Source organism: Telluria sp. ZB4P36, from assembly GCF_059685865.1.
In genome coordinates this window covers 213,500-226,695 of sequence record NZ_JCASIE010000001.1, presented here as the reverse complement: position 1 = coordinate 226,695, position 13,196 = coordinate 213,500, and the positions used below count along the sequence as shown (strand labels likewise).

Sequence of the window (13,196 nt, the reverse complement as noted above, 5' to 3'; positions counted from 1 at the left end):
AAAAAAATCTCCACCGGGCAACAAAAATAGCGCCGGCGGCGAACGAGGGAGGCGTTGCTTCAGGTAAAATCGCAAACATGCGAATTCTTATCAGTAACGATGACGGCTACCTGGCGCCCGGTATCAGCGCGCTGGCCGATGCCTTGTCCGCGATCGCGGACATCGTGGTGGTCGCACCCGACAGCAACCGCTCGGGTGCGTCGAATTCGTTGACGCTGGACCGTCCGCTGTCGGTCCAGAAGGCTGCTAACGGCTTCCATTTTGTCAATGGCACGCCGACCGACTGCGTCCACATCGCCCTGACCGCGATGGGCGATGCGCTGCCCGACCTGGTCGTCTCCGGCATCAACAATGGCCAGAACATGGGCGACGACACCCTGTATTCGGGCACTGTCGCCGCCGCCACCGAGGCCTATTTGTTCGGCATCCCCGCGATCGCGTTTTCGCAGGTGAATCCGGGCTGGGCCCACGTCGACGCCGCGGCCAGGGTCGCGCGCGAGATCGTCGAGCGCCGTTTCGACAAGCTCGAGCTGCCCTTCCTGTTCAACGTGAACATCCCGAACCTGCCGTACGACGAGATCGGCCCGCTGACGCCCTCGCGCCTCGGGCGCCGTCACCAGGCCGAGCCGGTCGTCCGCGCGCAGGATCCGCGCGGCCGCGAGATCTTCTGGATCGGCGCGCCAGGCGCCTGCCGCGATGCGGGCGAGGGCACCGATTTCCATGCCACCGCGCAGGGCTGCGTGTCGATCACGCCGCTGCAGATCGACCTGACCCACCGGGCCCAGCTGGAACTGCTGCGGGGGATCGTATGAGCGACAAGCGCAGCACCTTTCCGCTGCCGCTGTCGTCGGTGACCGGCGGCGCGGTGCGCAAGCCGGGCATCACGGCGACGGTGGCCACGCCGCAGACCGCGACCCGCAATGCCGCGCACACGGCGGTGAACAAGGGCGCCGCCCAGCCGCCCGCGGCCCTGGCGCCGTCGCCGCGCCCGCCGGGCTACGCGCAGGCGCACCAGACTGCGGCGCCGGTCGCCCAGCGTTCCGACCTGATGGCGTCGGAAGCGGTGCGGCGCGCCATGGTGGCGCGCGTGGCGCGCCAGGGCGTCAAGGACGGCGTCGTGCTGGGTGCGATGGAAGCGGTGCCGCGCCACCTGTTCATCGAGCCGGCCCTGTCGGCCCAGGCGTACATCGATGCCTCGCTGCCGATCGGGCACAACCAGACGATTTCGCAGCCCTACATCGTGGCCCGCATGATCGAGGCAATGCGTGAAGCAATGCGCGGTGGAGAGAAGCTCGGCCGGGTGCTCGAGATCGGCACCGGCTGCGGCTACCAGGCCGCGGTACTGTCCTTCGTCGCGCGCGAAGTCTACTCGATCGAACGCATCAAGCCGCTGCACGAGCTGGCCAAGACCAACCTGCGGCCGCTGAGGATTTCGAACCTGCGTTTGCAATACGGCGATGGTATGCTAGGCTTGCCGCAGGTTGCACCATTCGACGGCATCATCCTCGCAGCCGCGGGACTCGAAGTACCGCAAGCCCTGCTCGAACAACTGGCCATCGGCGCGCACCTGGTCGCACCGGTTGGCGCCCAGGTCCAGCACCTGCAACGTATCACCCGTATCGGCAAGAGCGAGTGGGCCAGCGAAACGCTGGAAGCATGCCACTTCGTGCCGCTGCGTCCCGGCACAATCTAGCGTGTCACGGCGGCGTGCCGCATGGCGCGCCGCGTCGGCTCGGCCTGTTCCGAACTGCCGGGTCAACCCAGCCGGCCTCGCCCGCGTTGAAGAGCCAGGTCTTGCCGGCACGGCCATAGAACATGAACAGAAAACAGAAAGACAATGAACCAAGCACCCCGATTAGCACTGCTCACCCTCGCCCTCGGCCTGCTGGCCGGCTGTAACTCCCTGACGCGCCAGGCGCCGGTCGTCGAACGCACCGCGACGCCGACGGCGTCGCAGGCGCGTCCGGCTCCGGCCGCCCGTGTCGAAGAACCGAAACAGGACGAGAAGGGCATGTACACCGTGCGCCGCGGCGACACCCTGCTGCGCATCGCGCTGGACCACGGCGAGAACTACCGCGACATCGTCGCCTGGAACAACCTGCGCGACCCGGACGACATCAAGGTCGGCCAGACCCTGCGCGTGTCGGCGCCGGAACGCGGCGAGCGTACCGCCAACATGCAGACCCAGCCGGTGCCGGTGCCGCCCCCGGCCACGCCGCCGCGCAAGACCGAACCGCGCGCCGACAAGCAGCCCTACAACGACAACGTCGCCGCCAGCCAGCCGAGCGCGCCCGCACGCACCGAGCCGGTCCGCCCGGCCGCGCCAGCGCCTGCGCCGGCGGCCCCGGCCCCGGCGATCGCCGCCGGCAGCACCGTGACCGCGAACGCCGACGACAGGCTGAGCTGGATGTGGCCGGCCGACGGCCGCATCGTCGCCACCTTCGACGAAGGCCGCAACAAGGGCATCGACATCGCCGGCCGTCCCGGCCAGCAGGTGGTGGCGGCAGGCGCCGGCAAGGTGATGTACGCTGGCAGTGGTATCCGGGGTTATGGTAATCTCGTCATCGTCAAGCACAACAACAGCCTGCTGTCGGCTTACGCGCACAACCGCAAGATCGTCGTCAAGGAAGGCGACAACGTGGCCAAGGGCCAGATGATCGCGGAAATGGGCGATTCCGACGCCGACTCGGTGAAATTGCATTTCGAGATACGCCAACAGGGCAAACCAGTCGACCCGTCGAGGTTCCTGCCCGGTCGTTAGAGGTTTGAAAAAATGGTATGACGCAGCCGCCGCACTCGCTGGACCCGCAGGACACAGACGAGTTTCCGGACGAACCGGAGCACGAAGGTGCGCTTGCGGCTGACGCGGTCGACGCGGCGGAGGCCTTGCCGGGCGGCCCGCAAATCGACACCCTGGTCGAGACGGTGGACGAGCTGCGCAAGGTCTTGCAGGCCGAGCTCGCCACCGACACCACCCAGCACTACCTCAACCAGATCGGCACCCGCCCGCTCCTGAGCGCGGGCGAGGAAGTCCAGGTCGCCACGCTGGCCAAGGCCGGCGACTTCGCGGCGCGCCAGAAGATGATCGAGCATAATCTGCGCCTGGTCGTCTCGATCGCCAAGCACTACATCAACCGCGGCGTCGTGCTGCTCGACCTGATCGAAGAAGGCAACATCGGCCTGATGCGCGCGATCGACAAGTTCGAGCCCGAGCGCGGTTTCCGCTTTTCCACCTACGCTACCTGGTGGATCCGCCAGAGCATCGAACGCGCCATCATGAACCAGGCGCGCACCGTGCGCCTGCCGGTGCACATGGTGCGCGAGCTGAACCAGGTCCTGCGCGCCAAGTACCATCTCGAAGCCCAGAAGCACGACGGCAAGGAAGCCTCGTGCGAGGACATCGCCAGCCTGGTGGGGCGTCCGGTGGAAGAGGTGCAGGACATCCTGGCCCTGTCCGAACACGCTGCCTCGCTCGACGCCCCGCTCGACAACGATCCTACCTCCACCCTGATGGACATGCTGCCCGACGACGGCGAGGCCAGCCCCGACGTGCGCGCCGAGCAGCACGAGATGACGGTCCTGGTGCGCGACTGGCTGGCGCGCCTGCCGGACAAGCAGCGCCTGGTGGTGACGCGGCGTTTCGGGCTGGACAACGACGATCCGGCCACGCTGGAGACCCTGGCCGAAGAGATGGGCGTGACGCGCGAGCGGGTGCGCCAGATCCAGCAGGAGGCGCTGGTCAAGCTCAAGCGGGCGATGGCGGCGCGCGGCGTGGTGCGCGATTCGCTGCTATAGGCTGGGCGGCCGGCCCCTTGTAGCGCCCACCCGATTTCCTTGCTATCATGCCCGCCGGGCGCACACGCCCATTTTTTATTTGCGAACTCCCCGCACAGCCAGTCCTGTGCCCACTCCTATTTTCCGCCACCATGCAAGAAATTTTCATCGACATCAAATCCCTGGATGCGGACGCGCGCGGCGTCGGCCACCTCGAGAACGAAGACGGCAGCCAGGGCAAGGTGATCTTCGTCGAAGGCGCGCTGCCGGGCGAGCGCGTCAGCTTTGAAACCCTGCGCAAGAAGAAGAACTGGGAGTCGGGCCGTATGGTCACGCTGCAGCGCGCCTCGTCGATGCGCGTCGAGCCGAAATGCAAGCACTTCGGCTACTGCGGCGGCTGCTCGATGCAGCACCTGGAGCCCTCGGCCCAGGTCGCGATGAAGCAGCGCGTCCTCGAGGACAACCTCTGGCACCTCGGCAAGGTCAAGTCCGAGAACATCATGCGCCCGCTGTACGGTCCGACCTGGGACTACCGCTACCGCGCGCGCCTGTCGGTGCGCCATGTGGCCAAGAAGGGCGGGGTGCTGGTCGGCTTCCACGAGCGGGCCTCGTCCTACGTGGCCGACATCATCTATTGCGAGATCCTGCCCGACCACGTCGCCCAGCTGATCGTGCCGCTGCGCGAATTCATCGGCCAGCTGTCGATCTACAACCAGCTGCCGCAGATCGAGGTCGCGATCGGCGAAGAGGTCACGGTGCTGGTGCTGCGCATCATGGCGCCGCTGAGCGCTGCGGACGAGGTGCTGGCGAAAGCCTTCGCCGACAAATGGAACATCCAGTGGTGGCTGCAGCCGAAGGGCCCGGACACCGCCTATCCGTACTACCCTCTGGGCAAGGAGCTGTACTACACGCTGCCGGAATTCGGCATCCGCATGCCCTTCAAGCCGACCGACTTCACCCAGGTGAACCACCAGATCAACCGCGTGCTGGTGGCGAAGGCGCTGCGCCTGCTCGAGGTGCAGCCGGGCGAGCGCGTGGCCGACCTGTTCTGCGGCCTGGGCAACTTCACGCTGCCGCTGGCGACCCAGGCGCGCGAAGTGGTCGGCATCGAGGGCAGTACGGCCCTGACCACGCGTGCGCTGGAGAATGCGCAGGCCAACGGGCTGGCGGCGAAGACCTCGTTCTCGACCCGCAACCTGTTCGAAGTGACGAAGGAAGACCTGGTCGCGCTCGGCAAATTCGACCGCATGCTGGTCGACCCGCCGCGCGACGGCGCCATGGCGCTGTCGCTGGCGCTGGCCGACCTGCGCGAGACCCATGAGGAACTGATGCCGCAGCGGATCGTGTACGTGTCCTGCAGCCCGTCGACGCTGGCGCGCGACGCCGGCATCCTGGTGCACAAGGCGGGTTATGTGCTGAAGAAGGCGGGTGTGTGCAATATGTTCCCGCATACCTCGCACGTGGAGTCGATTGCGGTGTTCGAGCTGGGTGAGAAGCCCGTTGCGCCGGCTGAAGTCGCTTGAGCGCTACGCAAGCAAAGAAAAAGCCGACCAGATGGTCGGCTTTTTCATTCAAGCAGAGTCCGCTTAGTCGCGGTCGCCGCCGGCAATGCCCAGCAGGTGCAGCAGGCTGGTGAAGATGTTGTACACGTCCAGGTAGATCGCCAGCGTCGCCGAGATGTAGTTGGTCTCGCCGCCGTTGATAATGCGCTGCACGTCATACAGGATGAAGGCCGAGAAGATGCCGATTGCCAGCATCGAGATCACGATCGACAGCGCCGACATCTGCAGGAAGATGTTGGCCACCGCGGCCAGCAGGATCACGATCACGCCGGCCATCAGCCAGCTGCCCATGCCCGAGAAATCGCGCTTGGTGGTGCTGGCGATGCTGGCCATCACCGCGAACACGCAGGCGGTGCCGCCGAAGGCGGTCATGATCAGGGTGCCGCCGTTGCTGTAGCCCAGGGTGTGGCGCAGCAGCGGGGTCAGCATCAGGCCCATGAAGAAGGTGAAGCCGAGCAGCACGGCTACGCCGACCGCCGAGTGCTTGGTCTTTTCGATCGCGAACATGAAGCCGAACGCGATAGCCAGGAAGATGATGAAGCCGATGCCGCCGCTGAGCATCGGCAGTTCCATCGATACGCCGATGAAGGCGCCGAGGACGGTCGGGATCATCGACAGCGCAAGCAGCCAGTAGGTGTTGCGCAGGACGTTGTTACGCGCGACCTGGCCCCGACCGGCTTTGGTCAGGTCGATCGTGCTGCGTGGTTGCGAGTTAGGGAACATTTATGCCTCCGGTTAGTGGATGAGCGTCACTGAAAACATACAAGGCCAAGCTTAGTCAAACCTTAAGCAGGGCTGAAACCAGGACGATTTTGCTCTGCCACTCTACCACTTTGCTTGCCAGTGCCGCAATATCGGCTATATGAGGGATGTATGGTAAAATTAAAGGTTGATTGAGGTCCAAATTTTAATCAAGTTCTCGATTTAAACCTTTCTTTTTATTGGAGTTTTTACATGGCAATCGAACGCACCCTGAGCATCATCAAGCCTGACGCAGTCGCGAAAAACGTGATCGGCCAGATCTACACCCGTTTCGAAAACGCCGGCCTGAAGATCGTTGCTGCCCGCATGACCCAGCTGACCCGCGAACAGGCTGAAGGCTTCTACGCTGCTCACAAGGAGCGCGGCTTCTTCAACGACCTGGTGAACTTCATGGTGTCGGGTCCGGTCATGATCCAGGCCCTGGAAGGCGAGAACGCCGTCCTGGCGCACCGTGACCTGATGGGCGCTACCGATCCGAAGAAGGCAGAGAAGGGCACCATCCGCGCCGATTTCGCCGATTCGATCGATGCCAACGCCGTGCACGGTTCGGACGCTGTCGAAGCTGCAAAAGTTGAAATCGCTTACTTCTTCCCAGAACTGAAGTAATCGGTTTTATTGCATCAAGAACCGCTCGCCCGCGGCCCAAGGCCGGCGCGAGCGGGGTTATTTGGAAAGATACAGGATTTATCATGACGACTCTCACCAACCTGCTGGACTTCGATCCCGCGCAACTCGTCGCGTATTGTGCCGAGCTGGGTGAGAAGCCGTTCCGCGCCAAGCAGCTGCAGCGCTGGATCCACCAGTTCGGTGCGGCCGACTTCGACGAGATGACCGACCTGGCCAAGTCGCTGCGCGAAAAACTGAAAACCCGCGCCGAGATCCGTGCGCCGGGCATCATCAGCGACCATACCTCGTCCGACGGCACCCGCAAGTGGCTGGTCGACGTCGGCAATGGCAATGCCGTGGAAACCGTGTTCATCCCGGAAGAAAACCGCGGCACGCTGTGCATCTCCACGCAGGCCGGCTGCGCCGTCAATTGCCGCTTCTGCTCGACCGGCAAGCAGGGCTTCAACCGCAACCTCACCGTGGCCGAAATCATCGGCCAGCTGTGGATGGCCGAGTTCGAGCTGCGCCGTACCAAGGGCATCGAGCCGGGCCCGAAGGGCGAACGCCAGATCACCAATGTGGTCATGATGGGCATGGGCGAGCCGCTGCTCAACTACGAGCCGACCGCGACCGCGCTCAAGCTGATGCTCGACGATAACGCCTACGGCCTGTCGCGCCGCCGCGTGACCCTGTCGACCTCTGGCGTGGTCCCGAACATCGACAAGCTGTCGCAGGACGTGCCGGTGGCCCTGGCCGTGTCGCTGCACGCGTCGAACGACGCGCTGCGCGACATCCTGGTGCCGCTCAACAAAAAGTACCCGCTGCGCGAACTGCTGGCCGCGTGCAAGCGCTACCTGGAATTCGCCCCGCGCGACTTCATCACCTTCGAATACTGCATGCTCGACGGCTTCAACGATTCCGACGAGCACGCGCGCGAACTGATCGCCCTGGTGAACGATCCGGTGGTCGGCGTGAACTGCAAGTTCAACCTGATCCCCTTCAACCCCTTCCCGGAATCGGGCCTGACGCGTTCGAAGAACCCGCGCATCAAGGCCTTCGCCCAGGTGCTGATGGATGCCGGCATCGTCACCACCGTGCGCAAGACGCGCGGCGACGACATCGATGCCGCCTGCGGCCAGCTGGCCGGCGAGGTGCAGGACCGCACCCGCGTGGCCGAGCGCATGGAAAAGATGGCTGAGTACCAGAAGAAGTTCGGCGCCGACTTCGGGCGCATCGTGGAGATCCCTTCCTGATGGGTAGCAAAGCCGGCGGCGCCGCGCTCCTGTTTGCCCTTGCCTTGCTGGCCGGCTGCGCCAGCAATGGCGGCGGCGAACTGAAGACCGCGTCGGACCAGACGGCGGCGGAAAAGCGCGCCTCGATCCGCATGCAGCTGGCGGTCGGCTATTACCAGCAGGGCAAGCTCGAGATCGCGCTGGACGAAGTCAAGCAGGCGATCGCCGCCGAGCCGGGCAATGCCGAGGCCTACGGCCTGCGCGCCCTGATCTACACCGCGATGGGCCATCTGCCGCTGGCCGACGAGAACTACCAGACCGCGTTGCGCCTGAATCCGGGCAACCCGGACCTGTCGAACAACTACGGCTCCTTCCTGTGCCAGTCGCTGAACAAGCCGGCCCAGGCCATGCCTTACTTCGATACGGCGCTGCGCAACCGGGCCTACCAGACCCCGGTGAGCGCGCTGGTGAACGCCGGCCTGTGCAGCATCCGCAGCAAGAATTTCCTGGCCGCCGAGCGCTACCTGCTCGAAGCCGTGCGCTACAACCCCGACCTGCAGGCCACCAATGCCGGCCTTGCGCGGACCTATTACGAGCGGCGCGACTACCAGCGCGCCGGTTTTTTCATCAATCGCCTGATCGAGACGTCGAAACTCGACAACCTCTCGGCCGACGCGCTCTGGCTGGCGCTGCGCGTGCAGCGCAAGCTGGGTGACCGGAGCCAGGAAGCCAGCCTGGCAGCCCAGCTGCGGCGGCGCTTCCCCGGCTCGCCGGAGTACGCGGCGTTCGAGCGCGGCGCATTTGATGAGTGAATCTAGAGTGAGACCAGCACAATGAACGAGCAAGCAGACCAGCCGGCGACGCCGGGCAACGATGCAGGCCTTCCCGGCAAGACCCTGCAGTCCCAGCGCGAAGCGATGGGCTGGAGCGTGGAGCAGGTGGCCGACCAGCTGAAGCTGGCGCCGCGCCAGGTGGTAGCGCTGGAAGCGGGCGACTATGCCTCGCTTCCGAGCCCGGCCGTGACGCGCGGCTTCGTGCGCGCCTACGCCAAGCTGCTGAAGATCGACGCCGCCCCGCTGGTGGCCAAGATCGAGATGAACATGCCGCCGGAAGCCCTGGCCGGCGCGACCGCTTCGGTTCCGCGCCGCGAACAGCGTCCCACGTCGTTCTCGCAGAGCCGCTTCCCGATCGGCGGCAAGCGCAACAAGGTGCCGGTCGGCCTGATCGCCGGCGCCGTGGTCCTGGCCGCCGCCGGCGCCGCACTCTGGCACTTCGGCCTGATCCCGGGCAGCCGTCCGCTGGAAGCCGATGCCGGCGCCGGGCTCGAGACGCCCGCCGTGGCGCCGCTCACGCCGAACGGCGCCGCAGCGAGCGCCCAGGATCCGCTGCTGAACCCGTCGGTGCCGCTGATCTCGGTACCGGCGCCGGCAACCGAGGGCGGCGCCGCACCGGCAACGGCGGCGCCGGCCGCAACCACTCCGCCAGCTGCCGCGCCAGGCGCCACACCGGCGACCACGACGCCGCCGGCAGCGGCGGCGACGCTGGCGGCGCCCGTCACCACGGTACCGGCAGCGCCGGCAACTGCGCCGGCAGGCGCCGGTGGCAACGCGCTGGTGCTGAACGTGCGTGAGGATGCCTGGATCGGTGTCCGTCCGGCCGGCGGCGGCAAGCCGCTGATCTGGCGCGAGGTCAAGGCCGGCTCGACGGAAACCGTTGACGTCGCCGGACCGGTCACCCTGACCGTCGGTAATCCTGGCGCCGTGACGGCGACCCTGCGTGGTTCGGCTGTCAGCCTGGAGCAGGCGCCGGGCAAGAAATTCGCACAAGTGTCTTTGAAGTAAGCAATGGAACGGAACATGATGGTGAACGAACCCTGCATCGGAGAACCGATTCCCTCGGGTCCGCTGGCGCGCCGCGCCAGCCGCAAAGTGCTGGTCTCGCATGGCGAGCGCAAGGTCTGGGTCGGCGGCGACGCGCCGGTCGTGGTGCAGTCGATGACGAATACCGACACGGCCGACGTGATCGGCACCGCGATCCAGGTCAAGGAACTGGCGCGCGCCGGTTCCGAGATCGTGCGCATTACCGTGGACACGCCGGCAGCGGCGGCCGCGGTGCCGGCGATCCGCGAGCAGCTCGACCGCATGGAGATCGACACCCCGCTGGTCGGCGACTTCCACTACAACGGCCACCTGCTGCTGCGCGACTATCCGGAATGCGCACAGGCGCTGTCGAAGTACCGCATCAATCCGGGCAACGTGGGGCAGGGCGCCAAGCGCGACACCCAGTTCGCCCAGATGATCGAGATCGCCGCCAAATACGACAAGCCGGTGCGCATCGGCGTCAACTGGGGCTCGCTGGACCAGTCCCTGCTTGCCCGCATCATGGACGAGAACGCCTCGCGCGCGAATCCGTGGAGCGCCCAGGCCGTGATGTACGAAGCCCTGATCACCTCGGCGATCGAGAACGCCGTGCGGGCCGAGGAAGTCGGCCTGGCGCGCGACAAGATCATCCTGTCGTGCAAGGTCTCGGGCGTGCAGGACCTGATCGCGGTCTACCGCGAACTGGCGCGCCGCTGCGACTACCCGCTGCACCTGGGCCTGACCGAAGCCGGCATGGGCAGCAAGGGCATCGTCGCCTCGACCGCCGCGCTGTCGGTGCTGCTGCAGGAAGGCATCGGGGACACCATCCGCATCTCGCTGACCCCGGAACCGGGCGGCGACCGCACGAAAGAGGTCGTGGTCGGCCAGGAGATCCTGCAGACCATGGGCTTGCGCAAGTTCACCCCGATGGTGATCGCCTGCCCGGGCTGCGGCCGTACCACGTCCACCGTGTTCCAGGAGCTGGCGGACAACATCCAGACCTTCCTGCGCGAGCAGATGCCGGAATGGAAGAAGACCTATCCGGGCGTGGAAGCGATGAACGTGGCCGTGATGGGCTGCATCGTGAACGGCCCGGGCGAATCGAAGCACGCCAACATCGGCATCAGCCTGCCGGGCACGGGTGAATCGCCGGCGGCGCCGGTGTTCGTCGACGGCCAGAAGTTCGCCACCCTGCGCGGCGAGCGCATCGTGGATGAGTTCAAGACCATCGTGCTGGATTACGTCAAAAAGAATTACAGCCGCGAAGCTATTACAGAATAAGACTATGTCCAAACCAGAAAAAATCGTCGCCGTCAAAGGCATGAACGACATCCTCCCGCAAGACGCACCGATGTGGGAGCTGTTCGAGAACACCGCCGAAACCATCCTCAAAAGCTACGGCTACCAGAAGATCGTCACGCCGATCGTCGAGGACACCAGCCTGTTTGCACGCGCCATCGGCGCGGTCACCGACATCGTCGAGAAGGAGATGTACTCCTTCGAAGACTCGATGAACGGCGACCAGCTGACCCTGCGCCCGGAAGGTACCGCCGGCGCCGTGCGCGCGGTGATCGAGCACAACCTCGTGTACGACGGCCCCAAGCGTCTCTGGTACAAGGGCCCGATGTTCCGCCACGAGCGTCCGCAGCGCGGCCGCTACCGCCAGTTCTTCCAGTTCGGCGCCGAAGCCGTGGGCTTCTCGGGTCCGGACATCGACGCCGAGCTGATCATGCTGTGCCGCCGCCTGTGGGACGACCTCGGCCTGCAGAACGTGCGCCTCGAGCTGAACTCGATCGGCAATGCCGACGAGCGCCTGCGCCACCGCGCCGACCTGATCGCCTATCTCGAAAAGCACGAGGACATCCTCGACGCCGAGGCCAAGCGCCGCCTGCACAGCAACCCGCTGCGCATCCTGGACACCAAGAACCCGGCCATGCAGGAGATGGTCAACGGCGCGCCCAAGCTGCTCGACTACCTGGGCGAAGAGTCGCAGGCCCACCTGAACGGCCTGAAGAACATCCTCGACCGCAATGCGGTCCAGTACACCATCAACCCGCGCCTGGTGCGCGGCCTGGACTACTACAACCGCACCGTGTTCGAGTGGGTCACCGACGAACTGGGCTCGCAGGGCACCATCTGCGCCGGCGGCCGCTACGATCCGCTGATCGAGCAGTTCGGCGGCAAGGCGACGCCTGCGGTCGGCTTCGCGATGGGCATCGAGCGCATCATCGAGCTGATGAAGGGCCTGGGCGAAACCCAGGCGCCGAGCCAGTGCGACGTGTACATGGTGCACCAGGGCGAGGACGCCCAGCTGCAGGCCTTCATCCTGGGCGAGCGCCTCCGCGATGCCGGCCTGGATGTTGTGTTACATTGCGCAACGCCGGCAGGGGCGGGCAGCTTCAAGAGCCAGATGAAGAAGGCCGACGGCAGCGGCGCCTCGTTTGCCGTGATCATCGGCGACGACGAGATCGCCTCCGGCCAGGCTGTCGTGAAAGCCATGCGTGGCGAAGCGGGCGAGCAGCAGCAGGCCAAGGTCGCCTTCGAGGAAGTGGTCGACTACGTGGTCGACCAGATCGTCGGCGGCGGCGGGCACGACTGCGACGACGAAAATTGCAATGAGCACGGACATCACCACCGTCCGTAAGCGCTGACAGTACCGATCCACCACTAGAAAAACAGAGCAGACAATGGCATACGACCTCGAAGAGCAGGAACAGATAGCGAACTTCAAGGCCTTCTGGGCCCGCTACGGCAACATCATCTATGCGGTGCTGATCATCGCGCTCGGCTCCTACGCCGCCTACAACTTCTGGAATTCGCACAAGCGCAGCCAGGCCGTCGAGGCCTCGGCGCTGTATGACGAGCTGCAGGCATCGCTCGCTGCGAGCGACAATGCCAAGGCCCAGCGCATCGCCGGCGACATCCAGAAGAAGTACGAGGGCACGACCTACGCGCAGATGGCCGCCCTGGGCGCCGCCAAGACCGCCTTCGAGGCGAATGACCTGAAGGCCGCCAAGGCCCAGCTGCAATGGGTGGTGGACAATGGCAACGACGAATACAAGGCCATCGCGAAGCTGCGCCTGGCTGGCGTGCTGCTGGACGAGAAGTCCTTCGACGCCGCGCTCAAGCTGCTGAACGACAAGTTCCCCGAGCAGTTCTCGGCCGAGGTGTCGGACCGCAAGGGCGACGTGCTGGTGGCGCAGAACAAGATTGCCGAAGCACGTCAGGCCTATGTGGCCGCGTTCGCGGCGATGCACAAGGATAACCCGGGCCGCCAGCTGGTCCAGCTGAAGCTCGAAGCCATCGGCGGCACCGTGCCGACGGAAGCGAAAGACGCGAAAGCGCCCGCAGCCGCCGCGTAATGCCTGATTGACAGGCCCGCGCGCGCTTGCGAAAGGCGT

Annotated in this window: 13 protein-coding genes; 12 read left to right on the top strand and 1 reads right to left on the bottom strand. The window is 65.5% G+C overall.

Going from position 1 to position 13,196, the window contains the following annotated elements:
* Window positions 1-77 precede the first annotated feature (77 nt).
* The 5 genes from surE to rlmD all read left to right on the top strand — a co-directional run bounded on the left by surE (window position 78) and on the right by rlmD (window position 5,297).
* Entirely contained in the window at window positions 78-812 is a 735-nt protein-coding gene (gene surE, locus AC56LK_RS01090) for a 5'/3'-nucleotidase SurE (protein ID WP_497182719.1), read from the top strand.
* A complete protein-coding gene (locus tag AC56LK_RS01085; protein WP_497182718.1) occupies window positions 809-1,693 on the top strand; it encodes a protein-L-isoaspartate(D-aspartate) O-methyltransferase in 885 nt (294 codons plus the stop codon). The genes surE and AC56LK_RS01085 overlap by 4 nt, the downstream gene beginning before the upstream one ends.
* Window positions 1,694-1,837: 144 nt before the next feature.
* Window positions 1,838-2,761, top strand: a complete 924-nt coding sequence (locus AC56LK_RS01080) for a peptidoglycan DD-metalloendopeptidase family protein (protein ID WP_497182717.1) — start codon at window positions 1,838-1,840, stop codon at window positions 2,759-2,761.
* Between the two features lie 17 nt (window positions 2,762-2,778).
* Window positions 2,779-3,795 (top strand): RNA polymerase sigma factor RpoS, encoded by a 1,017-nt coding sequence (gene rpoS, locus AC56LK_RS01075; RefSeq protein WP_497182716.1) that lies wholly within the window; start codon window positions 2,779-2,781, stop codon window positions 3,793-3,795.
* 131 nt (window positions 3,796-3,926) lie between these two features.
* Window positions 3,927-5,297: a 23S rRNA (uracil(1939)-C(5))-methyltransferase RlmD gene (gene rlmD / locus AC56LK_RS01070; protein WP_497182715.1), complete on the top strand. Its 1,371-nt coding sequence runs from the start codon at window positions 3,927-3,929 to the stop codon at window positions 5,295-5,297.
* 63 nt (window positions 5,298-5,360) lie between these two features.
* Here rlmD and AC56LK_RS01065 read toward each other — a convergent pair whose 3' ends face one another.
* On the bottom strand, window positions 5,361-6,059 hold the full coding sequence (locus AC56LK_RS01065) for a Bax inhibitor-1/YccA family protein (protein WP_497182714.1): 699 nt from the start codon (window positions 6,057-6,059) through the stop codon (window positions 5,361-5,363).
* Between the two features lie 231 nt (window positions 6,060-6,290).
* Here AC56LK_RS01065 and ndk point away from each other — a divergent pair, with 231 nt between their 5' ends.
* The 7 genes from ndk (at window position 6,291) to AC56LK_RS01030 (ending at window position 13,157) form a co-directional block, all read left to right on the top strand.
* On the top strand, window positions 6,291-6,704 hold the full coding sequence (gene ndk / locus AC56LK_RS01060) for a nucleoside-diphosphate kinase (protein ID WP_436105057.1): 414 nt from the start codon (window positions 6,291-6,293) through the stop codon (window positions 6,702-6,704).
* Window positions 6,705-6,784: 80 nt separating this feature from the next.
* A complete protein-coding gene (gene rlmN / locus AC56LK_RS01055) occupies window positions 6,785-7,957 on the top strand; it encodes a dual-specificity RNA methyltransferase RlmN (protein WP_497183036.1) in 1,173 nt (390 codons plus the stop codon).
* Complete coding sequence (gene pilW / locus AC56LK_RS01050; RefSeq protein ID WP_497182713.1) at window positions 7,957-8,748, top strand: type IV pilus biogenesis/stability protein PilW; 792 nt, start codon at window positions 7,957-7,959, stop codon at window positions 8,746-8,748. Before rlmN ends, pilW begins: the two co-directional genes overlap by 1 nt.
* A 21-nt stretch (window positions 8,749-8,769) precedes the next feature.
* Window positions 8,770-9,777 (top strand): RodZ domain-containing protein, encoded by a 1,008-nt coding sequence (locus tag AC56LK_RS01045; RefSeq protein ID WP_497182712.1) that lies wholly within the window; start codon window positions 8,770-8,772, stop codon window positions 9,775-9,777.
* Between the two features lie 15 nt (window positions 9,778-9,792).
* Complete coding sequence (ispG, locus tag AC56LK_RS01040) at window positions 9,793-11,076, top strand: flavodoxin-dependent (E)-4-hydroxy-3-methylbut-2-enyl-diphosphate synthase (protein WP_497182711.1); 1,284 nt, start codon at window positions 9,793-9,795, stop codon at window positions 11,074-11,076.
* A 4-nt stretch (window positions 11,077-11,080) separates the two neighbouring features.
* The gene (gene hisS / locus AC56LK_RS01035; RefSeq protein WP_497182710.1) at window positions 11,081-12,439 is read left to right on the top strand and encodes a histidine--tRNA ligase; all 1,359 of its coding nucleotides are present in this window, start codon (window positions 11,081-11,083) and stop codon (window positions 12,437-12,439) included.
* A gap of 43 nt (window positions 12,440-12,482) precedes the next feature.
* Complete coding sequence (locus AC56LK_RS01030) at window positions 12,483-13,157, top strand: YfgM family protein (RefSeq protein ID WP_497182709.1); 675 nt, start codon at window positions 12,483-12,485, stop codon at window positions 13,155-13,157.
* Window positions 13,158-13,196 lie beyond the last annotated feature (39 nt).